The organism is Marinobacter sp. 1_MG-2023, assembly GCF_030549045.1.
Lineage (GTDB): Bacteria > Pseudomonadota > Gammaproteobacteria > Pseudomonadales > Oleiphilaceae > Marinobacter.
The window spans coordinates 124,629-143,823 of the sequence record NZ_JAUOST010000006.1; the positions used below are offsets into that span (position 1 = coordinate 124,629).

General features: G+C 52.5%; 20 protein-coding genes and 1 tRNA gene. 11 read left to right on the forward strand and 10 right to left on the reverse strand.

Features of this window, described 5'->3' with window-relative positions; genetic code table 11:
- Positions 1-10: 10 nt before the first annotated feature.
- Positions 11-511, reverse strand: a complete 501-nt coding sequence (locus tag Q4606_RS14800) for a lactoylglutathione lyase family protein (protein WP_303608015.1) — start codon at positions 509-511, stop codon at positions 11-13.
- Between the two features lie 93 nt (positions 512-604).
- Between Q4606_RS14800 and Q4606_RS14805 the strand changes: the two genes are divergently transcribed.
- The 6 genes from Q4606_RS14805 (at position 605) to Q4606_RS14830 (ending at position 6,598) form a co-directional block, all read left to right on the forward strand.
- Positions 605-1,474, forward strand: a complete 870-nt coding sequence (locus tag Q4606_RS14805) for a LysR family transcriptional regulator (protein ID WP_303608016.1) — start codon at positions 605-607, stop codon at positions 1,472-1,474.
- A gap of 172 nt (positions 1,475-1,646) precedes the next feature.
- Entirely contained in the window at positions 1,647-2,048 is a 402-nt protein-coding gene (locus tag Q4606_RS14810; RefSeq protein ID WP_303595802.1) for a GtrA family protein, read from the forward strand.
- Positions 2,032-3,060 carry a glycosyltransferase family 2 protein gene (locus tag Q4606_RS14815; RefSeq protein ID WP_303608017.1) on the forward strand — a complete coding sequence of 343 codons (1,029 nt, stop codon included), beginning with the start codon at positions 2,032-2,034 and terminating at the stop codon, positions 3,058-3,060. Before Q4606_RS14810 ends, Q4606_RS14815 begins: the two co-directional genes overlap by 17 nt.
- Positions 3,044-4,543 (forward strand): glycosyltransferase family 39 protein, encoded by a 1,500-nt coding sequence (locus Q4606_RS14820; protein WP_303608018.1) that lies wholly within the window; start codon positions 3,044-3,046, stop codon positions 4,541-4,543. The genes Q4606_RS14815 and Q4606_RS14820 overlap by 17 nt, the downstream gene beginning before the upstream one ends.
- On the forward strand, positions 4,533-5,312 hold the full coding sequence (locus tag Q4606_RS14825) for a response regulator transcription factor (RefSeq protein WP_303608019.1): 780 nt from the start codon (positions 4,533-4,535) through the stop codon (positions 5,310-5,312). Before Q4606_RS14820 ends, Q4606_RS14825 begins: the two co-directional genes overlap by 11 nt.
- Positions 5,309-6,598 carry a HAMP domain-containing sensor histidine kinase gene (locus Q4606_RS14830; protein ID WP_303608020.1) on the forward strand — a complete coding sequence of 430 codons (1,290 nt, stop codon included), beginning with the start codon at positions 5,309-5,311 and terminating at the stop codon, positions 6,596-6,598. The genes Q4606_RS14825 and Q4606_RS14830 overlap by 4 nt, the downstream gene beginning before the upstream one ends.
- Here Q4606_RS14830 and Q4606_RS14835 read toward each other — a convergent pair.
- The 3 genes from Q4606_RS14835 to Q4606_RS14845 all read right to left on the reverse strand — a co-directional run bounded on the left by Q4606_RS14835 (position 6,583) and on the right by Q4606_RS14845 (position 10,642).
- Positions 6,583-8,574 carry an LTA synthase family protein gene (locus Q4606_RS14835; RefSeq protein ID WP_303608021.1) on the reverse strand — a complete coding sequence of 664 codons (1,992 nt, stop codon included), beginning with the start codon at positions 8,572-8,574 and terminating at the stop codon, positions 6,583-6,585. The two genes, Q4606_RS14830 and Q4606_RS14835, sit on opposite strands and share 16 nt — an antisense overlap.
- 163 nt (positions 8,575-8,737) lie before the next feature.
- Positions 8,738-10,357, reverse strand: coding sequence for a methyl-accepting chemotaxis protein (locus Q4606_RS14840; protein ID WP_303608022.1), 1,620 nt, complete (start codon positions 10,355-10,357; stop codon positions 8,738-8,740).
- Between the two features lie 194 nt (positions 10,358-10,551).
- Positions 10,552-10,642: transfer RNA gene (locus Q4606_RS14845), tRNA-Ser, on the reverse strand.
- A gap of 210 nt (positions 10,643-10,852) precedes the next feature.
- Here Q4606_RS14845 and Q4606_RS14850 point away from each other — a divergent pair.
- Together Q4606_RS14850 and Q4606_RS14855 are read left to right on the forward strand one after the other, a co-directional pair.
- Positions 10,853-11,383 carry an isochorismatase family protein gene (locus tag Q4606_RS14850; protein ID WP_303608023.1) on the forward strand — a complete coding sequence of 177 codons (531 nt, stop codon included), beginning with the start codon at positions 10,853-10,855 and terminating at the stop codon, positions 11,381-11,383.
- Between the two features lie 71 nt (positions 11,384-11,454).
- Complete coding sequence (locus Q4606_RS14855; protein WP_303595794.1) at positions 11,455-12,105, forward strand: cupin domain-containing protein; 651 nt, start codon at positions 11,455-11,457, stop codon at positions 12,103-12,105.
- Positions 12,106-12,112: 7 nt separating this feature from the next.
- Here Q4606_RS14855 and Q4606_RS14860 read toward each other — a convergent pair whose 3' ends face one another.
- The 6 genes from Q4606_RS14860 to Q4606_RS14885 form a co-directional block, all read right to left on the reverse strand.
- A complete protein-coding gene (locus tag Q4606_RS14860; RefSeq protein ID WP_303608024.1) occupies positions 12,113-12,658 on the reverse strand; it encodes a lipocalin family protein in 546 nt (181 codons plus the stop codon).
- A 125-nt stretch (positions 12,659-12,783) separates the two neighbouring features.
- Positions 12,784-13,134, reverse strand: coding sequence for a hypothetical protein (locus Q4606_RS14865; protein WP_303608025.1), 351 nt, complete (start codon positions 13,132-13,134; stop codon positions 12,784-12,786).
- An 86-nt stretch (positions 13,135-13,220) separates the two neighbouring features.
- Positions 13,221-14,144 carry a LysR family transcriptional regulator gene (locus tag Q4606_RS14870; protein WP_303595791.1) on the reverse strand — a complete coding sequence of 308 codons (924 nt, stop codon included), beginning with the start codon at positions 14,142-14,144 and terminating at the stop codon, positions 13,221-13,223.
- A 12-nt stretch (positions 14,145-14,156) separates the two neighbouring features.
- Positions 14,157-15,344 carry an MFS transporter gene (locus tag Q4606_RS14875; RefSeq protein WP_303608026.1) on the reverse strand — a complete coding sequence of 396 codons (1,188 nt, stop codon included), beginning with the start codon at positions 15,342-15,344 and terminating at the stop codon, positions 14,157-14,159.
- Positions 15,345-15,347: 3 nt separating this feature from the next.
- Positions 15,348-16,175 (reverse strand): protein-glutamate O-methyltransferase CheR, encoded by an 828-nt coding sequence (locus Q4606_RS14880; protein WP_303595789.1) that lies wholly within the window; start codon positions 16,173-16,175, stop codon positions 15,348-15,350.
- 42 nt (positions 16,176-16,217) lie between these two features.
- Complete coding sequence (locus Q4606_RS14885; protein ID WP_303595788.1) at positions 16,218-17,147, reverse strand: chemotaxis protein CheV; 930 nt, start codon at positions 17,145-17,147, stop codon at positions 16,218-16,220.
- A 188-nt stretch (positions 17,148-17,335) separates the two neighbouring features.
- Here Q4606_RS14885 and flgA point away from each other — a divergent pair, with 188 nt between their 5' ends.
- The 3 genes from flgA (at position 17,336) to Q4606_RS14900 (ending at position 19,062) form a co-directional block, all read left to right on the forward strand.
- Positions 17,336-18,037, forward strand: a complete 702-nt coding sequence (gene flgA / locus Q4606_RS14890; RefSeq protein ID WP_303608027.1) for a flagellar basal body P-ring formation chaperone FlgA — start codon at positions 17,336-17,338, stop codon at positions 18,035-18,037.
- Positions 18,038-18,254: 217 nt separating this feature from the next.
- Positions 18,255-18,584: a flagellar biosynthesis anti-sigma factor FlgM gene (gene flgM / locus Q4606_RS14895; RefSeq protein WP_303595786.1), complete on the forward strand. Its 330-nt coding sequence runs from the start codon at positions 18,255-18,257 to the stop codon at positions 18,582-18,584.
- 7 nt (positions 18,585-18,591) lie between these two features.
- A complete protein-coding gene (locus tag Q4606_RS14900; RefSeq protein ID WP_303595785.1) occupies positions 18,592-19,062 on the forward strand; it encodes a flagella synthesis protein FlgN in 471 nt (156 codons plus the stop codon).
- Positions 19,063-19,195 lie beyond the last annotated feature (133 nt).

Sequence of the window (19,195 nt, forward strand, 5' to 3'; positions counted from 1 at the left end):
ATGCCGCGACTCAGTATGCGCCTTCGCTGTAGATCAATTCATAGCTGTGGCTGTATATCTCCAGAATGTTCCCGAACGGATCTTCCATGTAAATCATGCGGTAAGGCTTCTCACCCGGATAGTAGTAACGCGGCTTCTGCATACGCTTCTTGCCACCGGCTGCTACGATACGATCAGCGAGTTCTTCAACGTTCGGATCCTGCACGCAGAAATGGAAGATACCGGTTTTCCAATACTCAAAGTTATCCTCCGGATTCGTCTGGTTTTTAAACTGGAATACCTCGACACCAATCCTGTCTCCGGTAGACATGTGGGCAATGCGGAAGCTTCCCCAACCTTTGCCAAACACCTCGGTGCACATTTCACCAATGGGGCTGTCATCCTCAACGATCTCCGTTGGCTCCATGATCAGATACCAACCCATCACCTCGGTATAAAATTTAACGGCATCTTCAAGACTGGGTACTGAAATACCGATGTGCGAAAAATTTCTTGGGTAAACGTTGTTCATGTCCTGCACTCCTGTTTTAACGTAGAGACAGGTTACAATCGCCTTATAAGTACGTAAAATTATCGTTTATCATATTTATGAGTATAATTTGTAATGACTAACACTACCTGGCTCAGGAGCTTTTGCACACTCGTTGAGGTAGGTCACTTCACTCGCACGGCTGAGCGCCTGCACATGACTCAATCCGGAGTCAGTCAACACGTGCGAAAACTGGAAGACCAGTTGGGCGTTGCCCTTCTGATTCGTGAAGGCAAACAGTTTTCGCTCACAGATGCTGGCGAACTGCTGTACGCCGAAGGACGTGCGATCCTTCAGGCGCTATCCAGCCTTGAACAAAGAATCGTCGAAGACCCTCCGTACGAAGGCTTAGTTAAAGTCATGTCCCCGGGAAGCGTGGGGCTCAAGCTATACCCTCACCTCCTAAATTTGCAAAGCCAGCATCCCGGGCTTGTGATTGATTACCGGTTCGCTCCAAATGCTGACGTCGAAAACGCGCTTTCCGATTACAGGATCGATTTTGGGTATATGACCAGCGCGTCAACTCTGGAAGAAGTGAGCTGTTCACCGGTCGCAAAAGAATCTCTCCTGCTAGTGACGCCCGCCGATATTGTTGAGCCCAGCTGGGAATCGTTAATCGAACTCGGATTTATTGACCACCCTGATGGAGCTCATCATGCGGGTATGCTGCTTGGTGCCAATTACACTCAGTTTCAGCACAGTAACCTGTTTCAAAAGAAAGGTTTTTCGAATCAGATTGGTTTGATTCTGGAGCCGGTGAGCATGGGATTAGGATTTACCGTATTACCAGCCCATGCTGTCGAGGCCTTCGGGAGACCCAAGTGTGTGAGGACACACCGGCTTGCCACCCCGGTCAGTGAGACTCTCTACCTTGCCGTTCGTCGCGACAGAACGCTGCAGAGCAGCATGAACACAGTGATTGCAGAATCGAAGAAGTGGCTCTGAAATCAAAGCCAGTATCGAAAGCCTGCAGTCCGTGCCCTCCTTTCTGCATCTACCTTCTCAAGTTTTGACATTTTCCTGATAAAACCTCCACAAAGTCGTGATACCGCCAGAGCTAAGGTACTCACTCACGAGTAGCCCGACTTCGTCTGTCTTCAAGGGGGGCATTTTCGCTGTGATCAGATTTTCACCACCTTTTTTCTCACGCCAGGTGCAAGGATTCCTGGCTGCCGGGGGCCTTGCCACGCTGTTTCACTGGCTTGTTATGGCTGCGTTGATTGGCGCCGGGCTTGAGCCAACAGTCGCAACCGCAAGTGGAAGCCTGTCGGGCGCCGCACTGAACTATGGTCTACAGCGACGCATGGCCTTCCATAACGCTGGCCCGCACAGATTTACCCTATGGCGCTACGTCGGATCCTGTTTTTTCGCCTGGCTGTGCAATCTCGTATTTTTCTTCCTGTTCAATAACCTTTTGGCACTTCCCGTACCGCTTTCCCAATTGGCTGCTACGGGGCTTGTCGCTGCAATGAATTACACCGTTTACCAAAGGCTGGTTTTCCATGAACAAACGCGTTGAGTTCCCTGCTGTACCGTTTGATAAGCCATTGCTATCACTCGTAGTGCCGCTATTTAACGAGCGCCCCATGCTGCCTCTTTTCTTTGAGCGGGTTCTACCGGTGCTCGCTCAACTGGACCTGAAGTGGGAAATCGTACTGGTTGATGATGGCAGCGACGATGGCAGTGCCCAATACATCCGCGGCGTTGTTGACCGAACGCCGGGCATCCGTCTTGTTAAATTGAGCCGGAATTTCGGCAAAGAAGCCGCAATGACGGCGGGGATGGAACATGCCATGGGCGATGCGGTGATTGTGCTGGATGCCGACCTGCAGGATCCGCCCGAGCAGATTCCGGGCATGGTCGAATGCTGGCAGTCTGGTGTAGATGTTGTTCTGATGCAGCGTCGTTCACGGGCTGGGGAAACGGCCTTAAAGCGCTGGAGTGCGCACATTTTCTATCGGTTGCTGAACCGAACCAGCCGGACAAATATTCCGGTGGATACCGGTGATTTCCGATTGATGAGTCGAAAGGCGGTTAACGCTCTGTTGTCGCTGACGGAGCGCAATCGCTATATGAAAGGCTTGTTTGCCTGGGTCGGCATGCCAACCAGAATAATCCAGTACGACCGCGAACCCAGAGCCGCAGGAGAAACAAAATGGGATTATCCGGGGCTGGTTGGACTTGCGCTTGAAGGGCTGACTTCATTCTCGGTGTCACCTTTGCGCTGGGCTACGTTGATCGGACTGATCGCCGCCACTATGGGCGCGGTATTCGGGCTGTGGATCGTCGTCAAGGCTATCATGCTGGGCGATGCGACCAGCGGCTACCCATCACTGGTGGCCATCATCAGCTTTCTCGGTGGCATTCAATTAATAAGCGTGGGCATCGTGGGCGAGTACGTCGGCAAGACCTATATGGAATCCAAACAGCGACCGATTTACCTGACCGAAGAGGTGCTTGAAAGCCGGGTCAGTGTTACGCAGCAGGCTAATCGTAAAATGACAGGGGCACGACATGTCAAAGCGGTTTAACGTCTGGTTGCTGATACTGGCGGTAATTCTAGTGAGCCGCTGCATCAGCATGGCGCTGTTTCCCTTTGCAGACACTACCGAGCCTCGTTACGCGGAAATCGCCCGCTTGATGGCGGAAACCGGAGACTGGATTACGCCCTGGTTTGAACCCGGCGTTCCTTTCTGGGGTAAACCGCCATTGTCTTTCTGGGCCCAGGCGGCGTCCATCAAGATGCTCGGTATCTCGGAGTTTTCGCTACGCTTTCCTTCCTGGCTGGCAACGCTCGGCATGGTGTGGCTGGTGTGGCGACTGGCGCGGCAACTCTGGAGTGTTCAGGTGGCTCAATGGAGTAGCCTGGTTTTCGGGACCATGGCCCTCACGTACATCAGTGCCGGAGCCGTAATGACCGACGCCTTTCTGGCTCTTGGCACCACGCTTACGCTGGTCAGCTTCTGTTTGGTGATGTCGGGAGAACGCGGCGTTTGGCGATGGCTTTTCTTTCTTGGAATGGTGATCGGACTTCTGTCCAAAGGCCCCTTGGCCCTGGTGCTGACCGGAATTCCCCTTGGTTTGTGGTTACTTCTCTCATGGCGTGAGGCGACCACATACTTGCGAAGACTTCCCTGGCTGGGAGGAACTCTGATAACTGCGCTGCTGGTCTGCCCCTGGTATGTCATGGCTGAGTTAAAGACCCCCGGGTTTCTGGATTACTTTATCATAGGGGAACATATTCGCCGGTTCCTGGACCCGGGTTGGGCTGGAGACCTCTACGGCAGTGCGCATAACCGGCCCAAGGGCATGATCTGGATATTCTGGTTGTGGGCATCCTTTCCATGGGGAATTGTTGCGCTGGCGAGCCTGGCAAGTGCATTGCTCAGTGGCAGAAGAAACGAAGTCCTGCACACAGCCATATCAAATCCCGGAGTCCGCTTTCTACTGCTCAGCGCAATAGCGCCTATGCTGTTTTTTACGCTCGCAGGCAATACACTCTGGACTTATGTACTGCCTTCACTCCCGTTTACCGCCATCCTGATCGGTCGCCGGGTCTCGCATTGGGAGACTTCCCCGTTGTTTAGGGTACGGGGCGGCCTGGTGGCGCTTGTGCCTGTTTTACTGAGCGTCTTCGTCGGTCTGGCCGCGACAGGCTGGACGCCGGTCAAAACGGAGAAGGAACTGGTAAGCTATTACCAACAGAACAGGCAAGCACAGGACAGCCCGCTGATGTATCTGGACAACCTGCCCTTTTCCGCCAGGTTTTACTCAGGCGGGGATGCTCTTGAAGTTACCCGGGGTGGTTTGAGTAAGTTGCAGTTGGCCGACAGATTTAAACGTTTGTATGTGGCCGTTCCGAGGAGCTGGTCAGAGAATAACGTGGCTGACTTATCCATTTCGAACCGGAAGATTATGGAAAATAATCGCTATCAATTGTTGATTATTGAGGGCTCGCGCCACGGTCAACATACAGTGTCTGGCGCCAACGGAGTTCGCTTGAATGACATCTGATCACTCTTCTGCACTAACTCCTGCACTGACTTCTGGCAAAAGGTCTGTCAAACCGTCTCTCAAGCTTTTGATTGTTGAGGACCAGGTGGATCTGGCTGAAAACCTGTTCGAGTTTCTGGGTGAGGATCGTTACGCTCTGGATTTTGCCGCTGACGGTCTGACCGCCCTGCATTTGCTCGCCACCCAGACCTACGACGTTATCGTGCTGGACCTGATGCTACCTGGCATCAATGGTTATGATATCTGCCGGCGTATCCGCCAGGACCTGAAATGCGAAACGCCTGTTATTCTGATGACCGCATTGAGCGCACTGACCGACAAGGAAAAAGGGTTTGATTGCGGTGCTGATGATTACCTTGTAAAACCGTTCGAGTTGCGTGAGCTACAATTGCGAATTGAAGCCCTGCACCGGCGCTATTCACCCCAGAGGCCCGTCTTGTCGGCCGGCGATGTACGGTTCGACCCGGGCACACTTGAAGTGGAACTGCACGGGCGGAAAACAGCACTATCCGGCACGCCGGCTCGCCTGTTTGAATTATTGATGCGAGCCTATCCGAGCTTCCTCAGCCACGAAGCACTGAGCGAAGCCATATGGGGAGCACATTATGGCGAAACGGAAGGAAACAGCCTGCGAACTCATATTTACACACTCCGGAAATCCCTTCAGGCCAGCGTGGGTAGCGGTATGGTAAAAACCATCCATGGACGAGGGTACAGGTTAGAGGTCCCTGCGGACCCCCTTGAAAAAGAAAGCACCGATACACCATGAAATTCTCCCTGACCACGCGTCTGGCCCGAACCCTGTTTTTCCTGATCGCCGCCACGACTGCTCTCTCGATGTTTATCGTCGAGGTGTTTGTAAATGATGTTGAGGACACTATTCTCAGCCTGGAGCTGAAGGCAGATGCCCAGTTTTTCACAGAGCAACTCCGGGAAGGGAGCTTTCAACCTCTAAAAACAGCCCAACTGGAAGCCACTTTCCTTCCCGAAGGTGAGCATGAAGACCGCCTGCCAGACTATTTTCAGAGCCTCCCTCTGCCGTTTTCCCAAGAGGTCGAGATAGGTGAAACAACACTTCTCATATTCGGCGAGCAGGTGACTGCGCCAGACGGAAAGCTGTTTCTGGCTCAGGATATTACGATCATGGAAAACCGCGAGTCCCTGGTTCAGCTTGCTCTGGCAGGTGTAGCCGGCTTCATGCTTCTTGTCGGTTTTTTTGTCGCCCGCACAGGCGCCCAATACCTGGTGCGCCCCTTTAAAAAGCTGACTCGTGAAGTCCTCAACACAGCACCGGGCTCCAGGATGCCGCAAATCACTACGGATTATCATGATCAGGAGTTTTGCGATATCGCTGCTGCATTTAACCGCTTCCTTTCCGCTTCAGAGCGCCATATCGAGCGCGAGAAGTCGTTTGTGAAGCTAGCGAGTCATGAGTTGCGCACACCCCTTGCCGTGATGAGTGGCGCCCTCAACGTACTCGAGCAGCGCCAGAGTTTGTCAGCAGCGGACGAAAAAACCCTCGCTCGTATCCGCCGGGCCATGCAAACCATGCGCGACGATACAGATGTCCTGCTTGAGCTCGCTCGCAGTGAAACGCCCAAAGACGATGCCCGAACCGTGATATTGCAGGAAATCGTCCAGAACACCATTGATGACCTGGAACAGGGGCTTCCGAATCATGCCGGGCGGATTACTGTCTACTCAGACAGCTCGGAACTGAGAATAAACACTCATCCCGCTCTGGTGCGCATGTTGCTGAGAAATCTGTTGCAAAATGCATTAAGGCACACCGTTTCCGAGGTGGAGGTTCGAATGTTCGACTCCAGCATCTCGGTGCGGGATTTCGGCCCCGGACTTCCTGATCGAATTACTGCAAGCCTGAATACTGACGAAGCACCCCGCGCCATTACGTCCCCGGCCGGAGAGTTCAGCAACACCACTTTCGGGTTGCTGATTGTCCGGCTGGTTTGTGAACGACTGGGCTGGGATCTGGAGGTCTCGCAATCAGACGGCAAAGGCACGGAGTTTTTGATCCACGTTCATAGCTTGGCCTGATACGCCTGTTCCCGATACAACATCAGTGGAAGGAGTGCATGGGCCAGCGCTTTTTCAGTCGCAGCTTTCTCCGGACTGTCTTCCAGATATTCTGTGCTGCCCTTTTCTCGGGAATAGACTCCCGCTAAAGCTTCCTGACCGGGCCGCAATACTGTCACGTTGAAGCGGTCGTCCATCCACGCATAGTAATCATTGAACTGCATGATCGCCCGGCCGGGCTCTTCCGGAAAACTCAGCAGATCACGGCCTATCATCGGGTGGTCACTGGCAATGCCCATTAGTGATAACAGGGTTGGTGCAAGATCGATCTGGCTGGTCACTGTTTTAATGCGCCGGCTTTCAATATCAGCCCCAAGTATCAGCCCCGGAATCTGAAAGTTCTTCACGGGCACCAGCTCGTCACCCCAGACCCTGGCGTCATGATCAGCAACAATCAGGAACACCGTATCCTCCCAGTAGTCACTGTTTCGGGCAGTATCGATGAAATTACCCAAGGCGTGATCTGCATATTTAACGGCATTATTAACAGTATTTTTCTCATCGTCGTAACGCTCTATTCTTTGGTCAGGGTATTCAAATGGAGTGTGATTGGAAGATGAAAAAACCAGACGGAAAAAAGGTTTCTCCGACGCATGGAGTTTCTCAAGGTCTTCATGGGTTTTTGCGAACAGATCTTCATCGCTGACCCCCCAACTCCCGGTAAAAACGGGGCTGGTGTAGTCCTGTTCGTCGATGATCGTGTCGAAACCGTTTCCGGAGAAAAAGCTGCGCATATTGTCAAAATGGGCTTCACCGCCATAAATGAAACCTGTGTCGTAGCCTTTATGTTTCAGCAGCTCACCCAAGGTAAAGAACCCTGTCTGGGACAGTGACAGCTTCACTACGCTCCGTGCCGGAGAAGGCAAATAGCCGGAGACAACAGCTTCAATACCACGAACAGACCTTGTACCCGTCGCATACAGATTCTCGAACCACCAGCCCGAGTCTTTCAGGGCTTCAAGGCGAGGAGTAACCGGGGTGCCACCCAATGACTCAACAAAGGTCGCACCCAGGCTTTCTTCAAGAACAATGACCAGATTAAGTGGGCGGGACTTTTCGAGTACAGGGCGCTGCCGGTGTAGCGTCGGAAACTCACTTGAGCTGAAAGCGTAGTTACTGAGCCAGGGCGCACTCCTCACCTCATCGAGTATTTTGGAAACTTCCATTTGGCCGTAGATGTCACCTGCGTCGTCCTCGTGCTTGAGATTGTAGATAGCAAAGGCCACCGACCAGGTTGAGTTGATTATCAGCGAATTCACCAGGGCATCTGAAGTCAATGCGAACATCGCCGGGTTAGCAGGTCGATGGCCGGTCGTGGAGCGAATACACATAAACACGGCGAGAATTACGATCGGCCAAACCAGAAGCGCTCGAGGATAGCTGCCCGACCTGACCTCCCCTGACCAGGGTCGCAGCAACCAGGCAAACAAAAGCGTCACTGAGACACAAAGAAAGACTCCGGCAACAACTGTCGGCAAGTATCCCTCCCAGAGCATACTCAGTACCTCTTTGGGATAATTCAGATACTCAATGAACAGACGGTTGGGCCGGGTATCGTATTCTGCAATAAAGGTTGGCGTTGCCAGCTCCATGAACAGAAACACGAAAACAACAAAAAGCGACCACAGGCCTGTCAGACGCTTCCAGACTGTCCAACTGAAACGATGACCCAGAACCGGCAAAAGCAGGACCAGAGGTGCCACGGCCATACCCGCCATGATCAGATCCACCCGTAATCCATGAAGAAAAATGTCTGGCCAGACGGATGTTTCCGCAACCCGATCGAACTGCCATGCCACCAGCAGAAAACGGGACAACCCTCCGATGAGAAGTATTGCCAAAAATAGCATCAATATCGGAGCATAAGCACCGGTCCAGCTGAACCGTTGATAGATACGTTCCGGCAATGAGCGTATCGGGAAAGACAATGAAGTCATATCTGCACTCTGTGTAAGAAGCTTCGCCTCAGGCGACTTATTAACCGAAGTGCAGAATAGAAGGGACCACGTCAATGGCGGGTCAAAAAGGTATCAAAAATTTGTCAAATCATGGGAAGTGTAGGTCGGCGGGAGCCCCGTACAGCGTGCCCGCCTTACGGTCTTATTCACCTTGAATCTGGAAACGGGCAATAAGCGCTCTCAGCGATTCCGACTGCCCCTGCAACTGTTCACTCACCATCTTGGTTTTGCCAATATGTTGATCCAATCCCTGTGAACTTTCTCCGAGCGCATCCACATGCCGGCCCACACGGCCAATTTCATCACGCTGAACGAGAATCGCCTCATCTACTTCATTGGAAAAATGGCTGAGGTCATCAAAGGTTTGTTCGAGGGCTACAAGGTGCGTTTTGAGTGTTTCCAGCGTATCGCGACTTGTATCACCGGCTGTACGGGTTTCATCGAGCAGGCCATGGGCGCTATCAACCTGAGCCACCAACTCATTAACCCACTGACGGATCTGGTTAGTGGATTCACCTGTTCGTCGTGACAGGTTTCGCACTTCATCGGCAACAACGGCGAAGCCTCTGCCCTGCTCTCCTGCACGGGCCGCCTCAATGGCTGCGTTCAGTGCGAGAAGGTTTGTCTGCTCAGCGATGTCCGCGATCACACCAATAACCTGTTCGATCTTTACACTGGACCCGCGAAGCGCTTCAATCGCCTCGGCAACGCGATTGATCACCTCAACTGCGTGTTCTGCTGCATGCTCGCTCTCTCGCAGCTGGTTCTGAACATCATCGTTACCCTTCACGGCACCACTAACCTGCGCTCTGGAGTTCTGAGCCGATTGCTCAATCTGGCTAGCGCTATGGGTAATCGCGCCCATTGACGAAACCACTTCATGGATCTGCAGGTTGGTGCGCTGCGATGAGGCCTTCACTGCATCGGCCTGCTCGTCCAGATTGGCCGAACGCTGCTGCAGAGCCATCGCCGCACCCGTGACGTCATCCACGAACAACTTGAATTTTTCAATCAATCCGTTGATCGCCATTGCCACTGCAGTTACTTCATCGCGTCCTGAAACAGGTAGTGATTTAGAAAGGTCTGAGGCGGCTTCCATTGAGCGGAGGCACTCCGCAATCAACTGAAGTCTTGTGGTTACCGTGCGACGTAACCAGAACGTCAGCAGCAAAACACCAATCAAAACGACAAGCGAACCCAGAATTAACAAATTCTGTTGTTGTTCGAGAAAATCAATCAGTGAGATGGCTCCTTCATCGGATTGCTGGCGGCCTGCAGAGAGCTTGGCTTCGATCTCAGCAAGAATTGGATCAAGTGCTTGATAAAGATTAAAATCAACAACTTGGCCAACGGAGTAGTAGCTCTTTGCATCAATGGGTTCTTTCAGAGCCTCGAGCAGTTCCAGAATTGCATAATGAGCCTCCATGTTCGCCTCTGCCCAACCTTGTAAGCGTGGGTTATCAAGCGCCGACTGCCACTGCCCCTTTATCGCTGCTGAGTTTTCCTTAAACTCTGCGTTGATCTCGTCCCACAGCAACAACTGGGCCTTAATTTTGAAGGCAAGGTCCTGGATTTGGCGGTGACTGCGATCAAGATCAGTCAGCAACCAGACATCCGACATTTGCTCTTGAACAAGCCTACCTGTGGCTTCCTCAGCCTCATCAACGACTGTCATCGACAGCAATCCCAGGCCGGCAAGTGCAACTAAACAAAACCCGGAAAATACAAACAAGCGCTGACGGACGGTAAGATGTATAGACATGAATTACCTCATAAAATTGGCATTTTGAGGATATGTCAGGAATATGACAGTTTGGTTGCAACAGTGAGTACACAGAGGTAAAGCGGAAAGATTTTACATTTGGCAGAACCAAGAAACGGCCAGCCTGGGGGCGACTGATGCTGCACCTAAACGAAAAAACCCCGACTTTCCAAATGAAAGTCGGGGTTTTTAATTGGCGGAGAGAGAGGGATTCGAACCCTCGAAACGCTATTAACGTTTACACACTTTCCAGGCGTGCGCCTTCAGCCACTCGGCCACCTCTCCAATAACCTGTTTCAAATCAGCTATGTTGTCGCTCATTTGAGGGCGCAAACTTTAATGGTTTTGGCGGCGCTTGGCAACTCTCTTACGCTATATCGAGGTAAAATTTACCGTTTACGCCAATAATCATGTGTATGGTATTCGGCGCCCTTGGCTAGGGGTACTATGGCAACCCACTCTACTTAGCATATTGATAAAGCCTGGAGGCCTTCAATGCTCATGAAATCGGAACAATCGACTCTGCTACTGATAGATGTCCAGGAAAAGCTGATGCCCGCGATTGCGTACGGCGCTGAGGTAATCGACCGTTGCACAACCCTCGCTACAATTGCAGGGCTTCTGGAAATACCCGTGCTGGCCACCGAGCAGCTGCCTGAAAAGCTGGGGCCTAATGCAGAGATCGTCAAAGAGCTTTGCGACCAAACTATCGCCAAATACCACTTTGATGCCTGCCCGGACGGGCTGGTTGAGAATCTCCCGGAAGGCCGACAACACATTATTATTGCGGGCTGCGAAACCCATGTATGTATGATGCAAACGGCGCTAAGCCTGATCGATGCAGGCTACAAGGTGTGGGTTGTTGCGGATGCGACCGGCTCGCGCAATGAATTTGACCGGGATGTTGCCCTTGATCGACTCAGTAGCAGTGGTGCACGCATTGTTACCGTAGAAATGGTGGCATTTGAGTGGATGCGACACTGCAAACACCCTGCATTTCGTGATGTACAAGCGTTGATCAAGTAGCGGTTAGCCCATTCATCCATTCGTTGCTTGGTACCGTAAAGGACATCTCGACTTTATTTAGGAGGCACACAATGCTGAACATGGATTTTGGCAGCAGGGTTGTTGTCCGCACCAGTGAGCAGGAGTGGGTCCCCAGCCCTGCGGGCGGTGTTCTAAGGAAACCTCTGGCCAGAGAAGAAGCTGAGCGCGGCCATGCCACCAGCGTTGTGCGGTACGAGCCTGGTGCCTCATTCAAGAGGCACGAACACCCCCTTGGCGAAGAGATACTGGTCCTGGAGGGTGTCTTTTCGGACGAAAACGGTGATTACCCGGCCGGCACCTATCTGCGAAATCCACCTGGAAGTGGTCACGCACCGTTCAGCAAGGATGGCTGCACGCTGCTGGTAAAGCTACACCAGTTCAATGATCGCGATAAAGCCACCGTTCAGATTGATACCCGGAGCAAAGGCTGGTTACCTGGAATCGGCGGACTTGAGGTGATGCCACTGCATGAATTCGAACACGAACATGTAGCCTTGGTTAAATGGCCTGCCAATGAGGTTTTTCAGCCCCATCGGCATTTTGGTGGTGAAGAGATCTTCGTGCTCTCAGGGGAGTTCTGCGATGAGCACGGCCGCTACCCGGAAGGCTCCTGGATAAGAAGCCCTCACTTGAGTCAGCATCACCCATTTGTGGAGCAAGAGACCATTATCTGGGTTAAAACCGGCCACTTACCTTTCTGACCGAGACCTACTCAACAGGGCGATGATCCACCACAATGAGCTCGTCCAGATCAAAGCCCGCCTCAACAGCCGCCCGTCGGAAACGGGCCAACGCTTCTTCACTGACTTCAGGTGTGCGTGAAAGGAACCATAGATAGTCCCGGTCGTAGCCGGTGACATAAGCATACTGATACCCATCCTGGTCCAGCTCAAAGATAACGTAAGACGCGTAAAACGGGCCAAAGAACGATACTTTGAGATGTCCAGTAGTCTCATCACCCACGAACACCGCCCTGCCCTCAGCAAGACTCCATTCGCCAGCCTCCGCATCGAACCCGCGATTAATCACCTTGATGCTGCCATCATCCTGCAATTCGTACTCGGCCGTTACCTGGCTGAGCCCTTCCTCGAACGAGTGATCAAGGCGGGCAATTTCATACCATTCCCCCAGGAATTTTTCCGGATCAAGCCCGGTTACGGGCTGTATACCTTGCGGCACGCCGGTACAAGCTGCGACTAACAAAAATAGCGGCGCAAGAGCCAGAAGCTTCAGATGATTGCGTGAAAATGCCATGGAACTCTCTCTGTATGTAAACGAATAGGGGCATGAGACAATGATTCTACGCAACGATTACACAAAGAGAAAAAAAGAGCCCCTAAGGGCCCTTTAAGTTGGGGTTACACGAGTGCCAAGAGCCTTTACCAGTCCGAAGCTGCAAGAGGCTGGTTAACAAGGCTATCGTTCTCAGGTTCCACACCATCTGCCTGGCTTTCTGCCGGCACTGCGAATACGTGGTACGCCTCTGGGCCGAACTGATCAAGTGCGGTATCTATATATTCAAAGTCCCTGGGCACAGGCTCCCCGGAAAAGGCGACACGGAACTGCCGCTTCAATACAGGGGCTCCCACGTTCAGTGGCTGTTCCACCCAAAGGTAAACGGCTTTATCGGGTATAAGGTACTCACAACGAACTACTCGGTAACCTTCGGTAAGCGATAGGGTGGTTGGCTCTTTACCCGGTTCAATGCGGAATTTGTGGATAGTTTTCATGGTGGCCTCTCCTTTTGGGCTACTGCCTTTTACACCTCCATAGTGGCCACATTTAAAGCTCGATAAAATAATGTTTTATAATCAATTCACATCGTTTTTTTCGATGTATCTCTGGGATTCCTGAAATCTGTGCGTACTTCGCAGATGGCCCGAACGCCCTCGTGATCTAGCCGGCTCCCACGGGTGATGGCGAACAACTCATCTGTTACGTCATCAATAGCAAGGAGGTGTTCCACTTCATACTGCCGGCAGACTTCGTGCTGAATGACGGTAGGTGCAGCAAAAACACCGAAGCCTTCATGCCCAAAGACCTTAATCAACGCACTGTCATCCACTCGAGCCACCAGGTTCATGCGAACCCCATTTAAAAGGAACCAGTTCATAAGGCGGTCGAAGTAAGGCACATCGGTGGCATTGGCAAGAAAGGGCTCTCCGTTCAGTGACTCCGGCAATCCGGGTCTCAATCTTTGCGCCAGCGCCGGCGCGGCAAAGAGGCTGATACTGGAGTTGGCAATCGGGTGAACGGTCAAATTAGTTTCTTGCTGTATTCCTGGCATGCGGTCTGTGAGGACCACATCCAGCTCTTTTCGCTTGAGACTCAAAATCAGCCCCTGGGTTCGGCCCGTCTGGCATTCAAGCTGAACCGGTCGTTTGATCGCCATCGCAGGCTGCAAAAGGTAATAGACGATCAGCTTGTGGATAGAGGCAGAGATACCTGCCGATAACGCCAGAGGGCGGTCCGCGGGACCCGATCGCAAGGTTTCTGTTAACTCTCCTGTAAGAGCAAAAATATCGTCGGCATACCCAAGTGTCAGCCGGCCAAGATCTGTCAGGACGAGCTTTCGCCGTTCCCGCAGAAACAGTCGACCGCCAATAGAAGCTTCGAAGGTCGCAAGTTGTCCACTCAAGGTTTGCGGCGCCAGATCCAGCACGTCGCTGGCGCGGGCAATCGAGCCTTCTCGGCTTATCACCCAGAAATAGTAAAGGTGGCGAAGGTTAAGCTGCTCCATATACGCCTCAAGTTACGAAGCCTCACTGGCCCCTACTTCTTTACGGGTTAACCAGACTGTCATCAGCACGCCATGGATTACCAGAAACGGCACGGCGATCATTACGAGCGAAGACCAACCCAGCCAGGAAAGGATAACCCCAGCCGATAGGGCGGCAGTAGCCTGCGAGCCAAATACAAATATATCGTTCAGCCCCTGAACCCGGAAGCGTTCAGCATCTGTGTAGCCGCGGGGTAGCAAGGTGGTACCACCTACAAAAAGGAAATTCCATCCGACACCCAATAGTAGTAGTGCAGATAGGTAATGGTGAAAACTGACACCGCTGGCGGCCAGTACAACGCATCCCAGATAGGCCAGCAGGCCTGCCGCCATCATCAGAGGTATGCCTAAAACCCGGGTGAGCCAGCCACTGATGAGCGATGGCAAATACATGGCCATGATGTGCAGCTGAATAACCCGCTTGGCATCATCCAGATCATGCCCAGCCATTTCAGTCATGCTCAGTGGCGTTGCGGTCATGATAAAGCTCATAACAGCGTAGCCAATAGCAGCAGCGCTAATAGCTACCCAAACCAGAGGGTTGGCCAGGATTTCCCGCATGGGCCTGCCACCACCTGCGTGTGTCTCTCTTACCCGCTCGCCTTTTGCCTGGTATCCCACACCGAGTATCACCAATGCGAAAAACTGAACACCCACCAGAGCCAGCCAACTGGTAAGGAACGGGTGCTCTGCCCCGGCTCCGTTGCCCAATGCGGCTACTTCAGGGCCGAGCCACGCAGCAACCAGCCCACCAAGCAACACTCGGGCAGCAGCTGAGCCCGCCATGTTATCTGGCACGGATTCCATCGCCGCGAAGCGATACTGATGCACCACCGCCAGCCCGGTTCCTCCCACTACTGCAGCCAGACAAAGCATCGGAAACTGGCCGAGCCAGGACGCCAGTGCACCGAGAATACCAGCGAGGATGCCCATTAACGCACCAAGCAACATCACGCGCTTGCGCCCTAGCCTTTCCATCAACCAGGTAGCAGGTTTTATGGCGAGAACCGTACCCACAACCACGAGGCCGACAGGTAACGTGGCGAACTCGGGGGCTGAGGCCAGTAGGCGTCCCTGAATACTTCCGATAAATACAATAAAAGGCGCAGTACACATGGCCAAAGCCTGTGCCGCTACAAGCACCCATACGTTAAATGGCATGGCTTACTTTTTCCTGTAAATAATCCCCGGATGACACTGCACCATCTCATAGAGATCCGGCAAACCGTTGAGAGACTCAGAGGCGCCAAGAATCAGGTAACCACCCGGGTTGAGGGTGGCGTGAATGCGGGTCAGTATGTCTTTTTTCAGGTCGGCAGAAAAATAGATCAGCACGTTGCGGCACATCACTATGTCGAATTTACCCAGCATATAACGCTCAAGCAGGTTCAGCTCCTTGAACTCAACCATACTTTTGATTTGTGGCCGTATCTGCCAGCTACCACTTGAGGAAGGCGTAAAAAAGTGTTTCTGGCGCTCAGGCGACAGGCCCCGGCCAATGGCGATCATTTCGTATTCACCACGGCGCGCGACTTCGAGTACGCTTTTCGATATGTCCGTTGCGGTGATTTTCACATCACGCAGTTTGCCGGGCTTCTGGCGCCGGAACTCATCGACAATCATACTGGCCGAATACGGCTCTTGCCCTGTAGAACAGGCGGCAGACCAAATCCGCAGGGGTGCAACAGAGGTTCGCGCAGCAAATTCCGGAAACAACTTTTCCTGCAGAATACGAAATGGGTGATTATCCCGGAACCAGAGAGTTTCATTGGTGGTCATCGCATCTATGACCAACTCTTTAAGGCTGGCCCGGCCCGGTTTTTTCAAGCGCTCCAGCAACTCTCCGAGAGAATTTAACCCGTTCTCTTCCAGAATCCGCCGTAACCGGCTTTTCACAAGGTATTGCTTGTTGTCACCCAGCAAAATACCACACGCATCCTGCAGGAACGTTTTGAAGGATTCATATTCCTGTGGCGTAATTTCTACGTTCATTGCATCTCAGTTCTGAATGAATTACCCGACAAATGAGTAGAGTCAGCTCTGGTCAACTATTTCCATGATTCGTTCAGCGAGCTCATCGGGGCTGAATTTTGCCATAAAATCGTCTGCCCCGACCTTCTGCACCATCGCCTTGTTGAAAACACCGCTTAACGAGGTATGAAGCATAATAAACAGCGTGTTGAGTGCGGGATCGCTTTTGATCCGGGTGACCAACGTATAACCATCCATTTCAGGCATTTCCACATCGGAGATTATCAGTGAAAGATGATCCTTTCCTGTCGATCCGTCCGCCGTGATTTCTTTAAGGTATTGAAGTGCCTGTTTACCATCATTCCGGGTGATCACTTCCATACCGATCGCAGTCAGGCATCGCTCAATCTGGCGTCGCGCTACAGAGGAGTCATCAACGACCAGAACCGGCAAATGCCCTGGAATTCGTTCAGCGCTTTTGTTCCGGACTGCTTCAGTAACATCTTCCCGAAGCGGAGAAACCTCTGAAAGAATCTTTTCTACATCAATGATTTCAGCAAGTTTATCATCTATCTTCGTAACTGCAGTAAGGTAGATATCCTTACCCGTCCCCTTGGGCGGAGGAAGAATATCTTCCCAGTTCATGTTCAGGATCCGGTCTACTCCGGTTACCAGAAACCCCTGCGTCTTGCGATTGTACTCAGTAATGATCACGAAACTGCTGGGCAATTCTTCCTGGGGAATCCCTGGCAAACCGATGGCCATACCCAGATCTATAACCGGGATGGTCGCTCCCCGGGTATGGGCCACGCCACGCACAACCGCCCGGCTGTTGGGTATTGATGACAGCTTCGGGCACTGAAGTACTTCTTTGACCTTGAACACGTTGATGCCGTAGATCTGGCGTCCCCGCAATCGAAATAGAAGAAGCTCCAGGCGATTCTGCCCGACCAGCTGCGTACGCTGGTTAACACTGTCCAATACACCTGCCATCGCAGTCTCTCCTTGCCTGCCAAAAGCGTCGGCATGCATTTTGCTGTTCTTAAGAATGAGTTGCCTGGGTGACAGATTAACGTCACCCAAAAACGGATTAATCTGTTTAACGGCCAGAACGCCGCAAGCCTTAGGTATTTGCCGCTAATTTTGCCGTTTAACTGACAGCATAGGACAAACCAGAGCATATGCGCACCACGCTTTTAGTCTCGCTCCTGATTATGTCAGCCCTGACCAACTCTGCACTGGCGCAAACAACTGCAGATGAAATTCGCCTGGCCGCCAAATCGTTTCTTGACGACTTTGCTCGCACCCAGGCTGGAGAGGGCTATCAGGTCACCTTTGAGACGGGCAACATTGACAGCAGAATCAATCTCGCGCCCTGCACAGCACCACTTGCGGTGGAGTTTACCGGTGACCCCTGGAAAAGCGAGCACCCCTCTGTACAAGTGGCTTGCAGTGGCGGACGGCCCTGGCGCATGTTTGTAACAACCACTGTGACGATAAATGGCCCCGCTCTGGTAGCAGCCCGGCCGTTCGGGCGCGGCGAGCGTATAACTCAAGACATGCTTGAAAGCCATTCAGTCGTTGTGAATGCCAGCCGGCGAGGAATCATAACCGACGCCAGCCTTGTACAGGGCATGGTTGTGCGCAGACCTGTCAATAGCGGCTCGGTTCTGACACCGGACCTTCTGGAAGCACCAGACGCCGTTTCGCGGGGCGACCATGTTATTATCACCGCCCGCAGCGGATCCTTTGCGGTTCGCTCCCGGGGCAAAGCCCTGGCAAATGCATCCGTTGGTGAGCAGGTTATGGTGCAAAATCTTGCATCATCGCGAACGATCAGGGGCAACGTCACTGCACCCGGGCACGTCGAAGTCCCAATGTAGTTTTCTCTGCGATCTTTGCCTGGCAGATCTTTTCCGCCGGAAAAAAACTGCCTAAATCGCAGGAAGAACAGTGCCGCAAAGGTGCATTAGAAATGTGACAGAATGTTAACAAAAAGTGTCTATCTGGCCCTAAAGTATGACGGCAGTGTGCCGTTAAGAAGATATAAACCCGAGTCAGCCCACGTGTGTGCGGCTAAACTGTAGAGCAGGTAACGATATGTCAGTTGACTTAAATGGAATTGGCCAAGGCCAGGTCAACATCCAGAGACCAACGGCCGACAAGTCATCCAACAGCCAGAATACCGGGCAAACCACACCGGAGCAGGCCAATAATGCCAAGGCTCAGGGTGCGCGTGGCGAAAACGTTAATTTGAGTAGTCAGGCCAGGAATCTGAAACAGCTTGAACAGAAGCTGGGAGATTACCCCGAGATGGATGACGAGCGGATTGAAGAAATTCGCGCCGCACTGGCGGATGGCACGTACAAAATTGACGCTGAGAAACTGGCCCAGAAAATGCTTGATATGGATAAAAGCATATTCGGGTGAGTAAATCATGGCTGCAATTGATGATCTGAAGAATCTTCTTTCACTGGATATCCACCAGCTTGATTCCCTGGTGGACGTTCTGCAGAAGGAAAAATCCTGCCTTTCTGGCTCCGATGCCAAAGCACTTGAGACATTAACCCGCGAGAAGAATGCACTTCTCGGAGAAATCCGGGAACGCGCTAAGCAGAAGATCCGCACGCTGGTAGCTATGGGATTTCGCCCGGATAGCGGCGAACCCTCTCGCTTCATCCGCAGCGCTGGCCTTGATGACCTTTACACCCTCTGGCAGAAAGCCGATGAAAAGCTTCGGGAATGCCACACGCTGAACCAGAACAACGGGCGAATTATCAACCACCTGCAGAAGCGCCTCACCCGTCTTACAGACATCTTCAGGGGAGCCTCCGGCCAACAGAAGCTATACGGCGCCAAGGGCCAACAAACCACCGTATCAAGCCGCACAGTTCTTGCCAGCGCCTGATAAACGCGTATGGGTGGCCGTTCTGATCTTCCCGATGTGCTCTGGTAAAGCCAGAGCAATACCCCGCTTTCACCCACAGCCCACCTCAACACCGCTCCGTCAGGCTCATAGCCGTTACTGCTGTAGCCGGCAT

Bases quoted from the DNA above. Each gene is read 5' to 3' on its own strand.
- Q4606_RS14800 (WP_303608015.1), bottom strand. From the start codon at position 511: ATGAACAACGTTTACCCAAGAAATTTTTCGCACATCGGTATTTCAGTA.
- Q4606_RS14805 (WP_303608016.1), top strand. From the start codon at position 605: ATGACTAACACTACCTGGCTCAGGAGCTTTTGCACACTCGTTGAGGTA.
- Q4606_RS14815 (WP_303608017.1), top strand. From the start codon at position 2,032: ATGAACAAACGCGTTGAGTTCCCTGCTGTACCGTTTGATAAGCCATTG.
- Q4606_RS14820 (WP_303608018.1), top strand. From the start codon at position 3,044: ATGTCAAAGCGGTTTAACGTCTGGTTGCTGATACTGGCGGTAATTCTA.
- Q4606_RS14825 (WP_303608019.1), top strand. From the start codon at position 4,533: ATGACATCTGATCACTCTTCTGCACTAACTCCTGCACTGACTTCTGGC.
- Q4606_RS14830 (WP_303608020.1), top strand. From the start codon at position 5,309: ATGAAATTCTCCCTGACCACGCGTCTGGCCCGAACCCTGTTTTTCCTG.
- Q4606_RS14835 (WP_303608021.1), bottom strand. From the start codon at position 8,574: ATGACTTCATTGTCTTTCCCGATACGCTCATTGCCGGAACGTATCTAT.
- Q4606_RS14840 (WP_303608022.1), bottom strand. From the start codon at position 10,357: ATGTCTATACATCTTACCGTCCGTCAGCGCTTGTTTGTATTTTCCGGG.
- Q4606_RS14850 (WP_303608023.1), top strand. From the start codon at position 10,853: ATGCTCATGAAATCGGAACAATCGACTCTGCTACTGATAGATGTCCAG.
- Q4606_RS14855 (WP_303595794.1), top strand. From the start codon at position 11,455: ATGCTGAACATGGATTTTGGCAGCAGGGTTGTTGTCCGCACCAGTGAG.
- Q4606_RS14860 (WP_303608024.1), bottom strand. From the start codon at position 12,658: ATGGCATTTTCACGCAATCATCTGAAGCTTCTGGCTCTTGCGCCGCTA.
- Q4606_RS14865 (WP_303608025.1), bottom strand. From the start codon at position 13,134: ATGAAAACTATCCACAAATTCCGCATTGAACCGGGTAAAGAGCCAACC.
- Q4606_RS14870 (WP_303595791.1), bottom strand. From the start codon at position 14,144: ATGGAGCAGCTTAACCTTCGCCACCTTTACTATTTCTGGGTGATAAGC.
- Q4606_RS14875 (WP_303608026.1), bottom strand. From the start codon at position 15,344: ATGCCATTTAACGTATGGGTGCTTGTAGCGGCACAGGCTTTGGCCATG.
- Q4606_RS14880 (WP_303595789.1), bottom strand. From the start codon at position 16,175: ATGAACGTAGAAATTACGCCACAGGAATATGAATCCTTCAAAACGTTC.
- Q4606_RS14885 (WP_303595788.1), bottom strand. From the start codon at position 17,147: ATGGCAGGTGTATTGGACAGTGTTAACCAGCGTACGCAGCTGGTCGGG.
- flgA (WP_303608027.1), top strand. From the start codon at position 17,336: ATGCGCACCACGCTTTTAGTCTCGCTCCTGATTATGTCAGCCCTGACC.
- flgM (WP_303595786.1), top strand. From the start codon at position 18,255: ATGTCAGTTGACTTAAATGGAATTGGCCAAGGCCAGGTCAACATCCAG.
- Q4606_RS14900 (WP_303595785.1), top strand. From the start codon at position 18,592: ATGGCTGCAATTGATGATCTGAAGAATCTTCTTTCACTGGATATCCAC.